This is a genomic window from Methanophagales archaeon (assembly GCA_021159465.1).
Taxonomy (GTDB): domain Archaea; phylum Halobacteriota; class Syntropharchaeia; order Alkanophagales; family Methanospirareceae; genus G60ANME1.
Genome location: JAGGRR010000125.1, coordinates 1 through 5812, shown reverse-complemented (window position 1 = coordinate 5812; position 5812 = coordinate 1). Strand labels below are relative to the sequence as shown.

The window sequence follows — 5812 nt, the reverse complement described above, 5'->3', positions numbered from 1 at the left end:
GATAGAGGTAAACAGGTTCGTACAGGATATGATAGGGAATGCGATTGCCGGTGCGATATCTTCGTTAAAGGGTGTAAGAAGGGACTGGGATGAGCTAAAAATAACTGTGAAACGTAGCACAAAAAATACAAATCGCATGGAATAGGACTGTTGGCTGCTGACCTATGCCTGTGCCTATGCCCTTCGCTGTAATATCAGATACAGACATGTAACCCCAATAATGGCAAAGATAGCAAGAGCTGTTTCAAAGCCCGGTGTTGTAGGTGTAGGTATAGGTGTAGGCTTTTCCCGCGGTGCCGCTGCTGACAGCTCTATTGACTTACCGAGTGCGATACTTCCGTTTTCAGTAAAAGACCATTCACAGTAATTACCGAGCACATCACCATTTTCATCAAAGTTGATCTCACCAGAAGCACCCTGATAATTTATATCTGTTCCATTTCGAATGAGCCTCAGGGCTTCCCCGATGTCTGTTACCTCCACACCCGGCGGATTGGCAATGTCCCTCAATGCATCTCTGATAGCAACACCGGTAGCCTTACCAGCTTTTTCTATCGCAAGTGCGACCACGGCTGCAGCGTCATAACTGTTAGAGCAGTAAGTGGTAACATCTTTGCCATACTCGGCTTTGTATCTCGCCTTGAAAGTATCATATGCTGGTCCGCCCACCCGGGGGTCAGGCGTTGTACCCTTTAATCCTGCCACGATGTAGTTACCTGCGGTATCTTTACCCACCATATCCGGGAACGTCTCATCCCTGAGTCCCTCTGAGAGCAACCAGTCAATATCTTCCATGTATCCCTTCTCATACGCGGTCTTAATTATTGTACTACCGGTCTGAGGATAAGCACATAGCATCACGAAATCAGGCTTCGACCTGCATGCTCGCTCAACCTCAGAATCGAATATAGTTCCCGCGGGATCATAACGCACTGATTCCAGTACCGTTCCTCCGAGAGCCTCGAACTCCTTCTTGAAGACATCTTCAAAACCTATCCCATAAGGATTGTTCAGCACCAGAGTGCTTGCATTTCTGTATCCCTCCTGAATAGCGAGTTTTGCCATCGCTTTGCCCTGCAATGCATCAGAAGGACATGTACGGAAGTAAAGATCCTTTCTGTCGAGTGATGTGAATTCCACACCGGTGTTTGAGGATGATATCTGGAGAACACCGTTGCCGGTAGTGATATCAATAATCGCCTTGCCAGGTCCGCTACTGGTTGTTCCAATGATTACAGGTACTTTATCCACTTTAACAAGCTTATTCGCAGCATCAACTGCCGAGACTTCTGATGTCTGAGTATCCTCTATTATCAGCGTGATATTTGTACCAAGTACACCCCCGTTTTCGTTCACTTCCTTTATCGCCAGCTTTATGGCATCGGTCATTGGTCCCCCATATGTGCCCAGGTCGCCAGTCAATGCCTGAAGGACGCCTATTTTCACCTCTTTATCCTCTGCTGCTCCTACTGCAGTCCCCGATATCAAGAGAATAAGGGGAAGGAAAACCATAGCAAAAGCTACAATTGTTCTTCTTCTCATGGATCATTCACCCCCTCTTAGGCTATTGAAAACCGTAGTAACTGTGAGTATAAAAAGGTTGTGATTTTTCTTTTCCTTACCCAACTTATTAATAGAGTGAAATGCTGCTGCAACTACTGATAAACGGGATTGTGCTCGGAAGCATCATAGCACTTGCCGCCATTGGATTATCTATGATATATGGCATTTTAAATTTTGCTAACTTCGCACATGGCGACTTCTTGACACTTGGTGCCTATCTCGCCTTCCTATTCAGCGTGGTGCTTGGAATTAATTTCATGGTAGCATGTGTGTTTTCTGTGATTATAACAGCAGTTGTGGGTGTGGGGTGCGATTACGTGATATGGAAGCCAATGCGATCTAAGGGGGCAGGCAGGGTAGCTTTAATCATTATCTCCATTGGACTAGCTCTGTTCATCAGGAATCTTATTATATTCCTCTGGGGTTCAGACATTGAGCGTTATGCGCTGCCAGTGAAACGGGGGATAGAAATAGGAACGGTGGTAATCACGCAGAATCAACTTATAGAGATATCCATAGCGCTGTTATGCATGTTTCTCGTACACTATCTCTTGAAGAGTACGACAGTGGGGAAGGCAATGCGGGCATTGTCTGATAATATAGACCTCGCAAGGGTTTCCGGGATTGATGTAGACCTCATGATAAGATATACATGGGCAATAGGGATGGCGCTCGCGGGTGTGAGTGGCATCTTATACGGGCTATTGACGAATATAAACCCCAATATGGGCTGGTTCATGTTACTACCGATGTTCGCCGCAGCTATCCTTGGGGGTATTGGCAATCCGTATGGAGCAATGGCAGGAGGAATCCTGATAGGAGTGGCACAGGAGCTGAGCACTGCAATCCTACCTCCGGAATATAAGCTGGCAGTAGCATTTGCAATAATGATAGTTGTGCTTCTGCTAAGACCACAGGGTATAATGGGGTAGGATGGTTGGGATATACGTTAAATAATATAGCAAAACAAATTAAATGATGGGTGATGATAGAATATATAACCAGCATATTACTAATATCAGCGATTTATGCAATCTTCGCACTGGGTCTGAATTTGGAATGGGGCTTCACTGGTTTGATTAATTTTGGACACGTTGCCTTTCTCGCCATAGGAGCATATACGACCGTACTGTTGAATTTAAATGGTATCCCGCTACTCGTGTCAGTACTTGCAGGAATGAGCCTCGCGGGTATATGCGGAGCGCTGCTGGGAATACCAACGCTGAAGCTGAGGGAGGATTATTTAGCAATAGTGACCATCGGATTTGCGGAGATAATACGATCCTTTCTTTTAAATGAGGAATGGCTTACTGGCGGTCCAATGGGTGTATGTGGGTATTCGAGACCTTTTGGCGGTTTTGATTTTATAGCTGGCGATTACAACCTGTTCCTGCTTATATTCGTAATAGTGATTCTTGGAGTATGCTATTTCATGCTTGAGAAGCTCATAAAATCGCCCTGGGGACGTGTGCTCAAATCCATACGTGAGGATGAGGCTGTTCCTGCATCACTTGGCAAGAACGTCTTCGTGTATAAAATCCAGTCGCTTGTGCTGGGATCTATCATTGCAGGTCTTGCAGGCGCGCTCCTCGCTTTCTACCTGCAATATATAAATCCGAGGAATTTTATGCCGATAGAGACGTTCTATGCCTGGATTGCAGTTGTGCTCGGGGGTAGCGGCAACAACAGAGGTACGGTGGTGGGCGCGATTATCCTCATGAGCTTCTTCAGTGCAACCCGGTTCACTCAGGGATACCTGCCGCTCAGCCCGACCCAAATGGGCGCGCTAAGAATAATGTTCATCGGTTTATTACTGATAATCCTGATGATGTACAAGCCAGAGGGGTTATTAGGGAAGAAGGAGGATTTGGTATTGGATTAGGAAATTAACATCACTATCAGGTACAGAGCAAAGAATAGCAACACCACCAATACCGCGATTCCTACTCCTATAGTCAATCTCTCCGCTGGCTCCTCTATCGCTCGCTGCTCCACCCTCTCGGGATGATGATAATGATTAAGATTCAGAGGCAGATGTTTCGTCAGCCTCATACCAGTGGAGGTCAGCTGTATTAATGATGCCCCTACCGGATTCCGGCTGAACCATACGAGCGAATCTGCGATTCTCTTCAGTTTGGTGTCAATAGCACTTGCGAAGCCCATAAGTGGCTGCTCACAGAACCATATAACCCTCCTGCCCGCCTTTCTATACAGGTGATCAAAATCGAGGGTTATCTTCTCATGGGGTGCAAAGTATCCCAGCATGAAGAACAGGAAAAGCGTCATCAACACCAGTTCCATCGTTCCTAAAGTGTGCCCTGGAGCAAACGCTTCGTAATGGAACGCAGCATCGCGGAAGGGTAATATCGTGTAAAGCAACTTTGGGTATAGCCCGATAGCCATACAGAGAAAAGCAGTAATGCACATCGGAACGAGCATGGGTAATGGCGCTTCCTTCGCTTCTATGTGTTCATTCTTAGCGAAAAAGGCGAAATATGTGAGTTTTATGAATGATATTAGCGTGCCTACCGAAGCCAGCATCAAAGCAAGTGCGACGATATGCATCCCTTTCAGTTCAGCAGCGTGAATTATCATACCCTTGCTTATGTAGCCATTGAACCCCACAACACCGGAGATAGAAAGAGCTGCTATCACGCACGTTATCATCGTTATCGGCATCTTCCTCGCAAGTCCACCCATATCGGTGAGATTGTTCTTTCCCGTCCGGTATATTATTGCGCCCATACACATGAACAGCGTGGTCTTGAACAGCAGGTTATTGAAAAGATGTGCAATAGCGCCATCTAACGCTAATTTCTCCACCAATGTACCCGTAGCCGTAGCCGTGGCGGCGGCTGTGTGCAGTCCCAGTCCCATAACGCCCATTCCCACTCCCGCCATCCCCACTCCCGCCACCATATAGCCTAACTGGCTCACAATATGATAAGAGAGGAGTTTCCTCACATCGTTCTGCAATATTGCAAATATAACGCCGTAGAGCGCCATCACACCGCCCATGTATGCTACCGCTTCCACACCTGAGAAAGTCCTCGCAAGCATGTATATACCCGTCTTCGTCGTGAATATGGAGAGGAAAATGGTGCCACCTATCGTCGCTTTCGGATATGCATCCGGTATCCACGTATGTAGCGGTATGAACCCCGCGTTTACGCCTATCCCTGCGAGCAACAGGAAGTACCCTATGCCCGGTTCTATCGGTCCCACTGCGATAGAGCCACCTGATACCGAGTAATGTATTATTATCCCTGCAAGAGTGAGACACCCGCCAAATATGTGATACAGGATATAACGCATCCCTGCGTCTATCGAGCGCCTTGTACGTTCGTACCATATTAAGCCGAGGGAAGAGAAACTCATTATCTCAAGGAAGATGAAGAGCGTGAAGAAATCACCGGCAAATACCGCTCCTAAAGCGCTTCCCATATATAGCAATCCACACACATATTGACCCGCCTCCTTTATCGTGCTGAGCCCGTATATTATCGCACCACCGCCTGCTAACGCGAATATATACCCCATTATCATGCTGAGCCTATCGGCATGCAATAATGTTTGCTTGACACCCGGGAAAGTGGGGATTATCCAGCTGGTATGGGGTTGGATCAGCGCAACGGAGACAAGCCCAAAAACGGCTAAAGCAACGAGAAAAATCTTCCGCACTTTTCCCCTACCCAGTAGCGGCACCAATGCCGCACCGAAATAATAGATGAGAAAGGGTGGTATATCGAACTCAATCATCCTGCTTCCCCTCCTTCTGTATCAGGGACAGTATCTTAGCTGTTATCATGAATAGACCTACTCCTATCGCTCCGTACAGAAACCCTTCTAAAAGTTCTGAATGTTCAGAATGCAGCACAAACACGGATACCGCAGATGCCACCAGCACCACACATACAATAATTATCAGCAATCCTCTCAGCACCTTTTTATCCATCTCTATTCTGCCCTCATAACTCTATTAGTATTCTAAATTAAAATTAGGTTCTAACTTGTATATAAAATATAACTATTTTTCATGGCGAAGGTATTCTCTTCTAAGTAGTCATAAGTAATACTCAATGCAGCATTCTTAATCAAGCCGGCTAAGATGCTGGGATACGACTTACTTTGCTCTTGATCATCTCTCAATCTGGTTCTCTTCCAATCTTTTTAACCCCCACCAAAATGTCACCATTCAACAAGCCTTTGTAGGCTTCCTTTATCCCTGAAACCCAAAGAAATGGCAATG

5 protein-coding genes are annotated in these 5812 nt (G+C 46.3%); 2 read left to right on the top strand and 3 right to left on the bottom strand.

Going from position 1 to position 5812, the window contains the following annotated elements; all coding sequences use genetic code 11:
• Positions 1-174: 174 nt before the first annotated feature.
• The gene (locus J7J01_06070) at positions 175-1542 is read right to left on the bottom strand and encodes an ABC transporter substrate-binding protein (protein ID MCD6210442.1); all 1368 of its coding nucleotides are present in this window, start codon (positions 1540-1542) and stop codon (positions 175-177) included.
• Between the two features lie 101 nt (positions 1543-1643).
• Between J7J01_06070 and J7J01_06065 the strand changes: the two genes are divergently transcribed.
• Positions 1644-2495: a branched-chain amino acid ABC transporter permease gene (locus J7J01_06065; protein ID MCD6210441.1), complete on the top strand. Its 852-nt coding sequence runs from the start codon at positions 1644-1646 to the stop codon at positions 2493-2495.
• Between the two features lie 53 nt (positions 2496-2548).
• Positions 2549-3445, top strand: coding sequence for a branched-chain amino acid ABC transporter permease (locus tag J7J01_06060; GenBank protein MCD6210440.1), 897 nt, complete (start codon positions 2549-2551; stop codon positions 3443-3445).
• Here J7J01_06060 and J7J01_06055 read toward each other — a convergent pair.
• Positions 3442-5322: a Na(+)/H(+) antiporter subunit D gene (locus J7J01_06055; protein MCD6210439.1), complete on the bottom strand. Its 1881-nt coding sequence runs from the start codon at positions 5320-5322 to the stop codon at positions 3442-3444. The genes J7J01_06060 and J7J01_06055 overlap by 4 nt on opposite strands.
• A complete protein-coding gene (locus J7J01_06050; protein ID MCD6210438.1) occupies positions 5315-5518 on the bottom strand; it encodes a hypothetical protein in 204 nt (67 codons plus the stop codon). The genes J7J01_06055 and J7J01_06050 overlap by 8 nt, the downstream gene beginning before the upstream one ends.
• Between the last annotated feature and the right edge of the window lie 294 nt (positions 5519-5812).

Excerpts from the sequence above, each read along its gene's own strand:
- J7J01_06070 (MCD6210442.1), bottom strand. The coding sequence starts at position 1,542 with ATGAGAAGAAGAACAATTGTAGCTTTTGCTATGGTTTTCCTTCCCCTT.
- J7J01_06065 (MCD6210441.1), top strand. The coding sequence starts at position 1,644 with ATGCTGCTGCAACTACTGATAAACGGGATTGTGCTCGGAAGCATCATA.
- J7J01_06060 (MCD6210440.1), top strand. The coding sequence starts at position 2,549 with ATGATAGAATATATAACCAGCATATTACTAATATCAGCGATTTATGCA.
- J7J01_06055 (MCD6210439.1), bottom strand. The coding sequence starts at position 5,322 with ATGATTGAGTTCGATATACCACCCTTTCTCATCTATTATTTCGGTGCG.
- J7J01_06050 (MCD6210438.1), bottom strand. The coding sequence starts at position 5,518 with ATGGATAAAAAGGTGCTGAGAGGATTGCTGATAATTATTGTATGTGTG.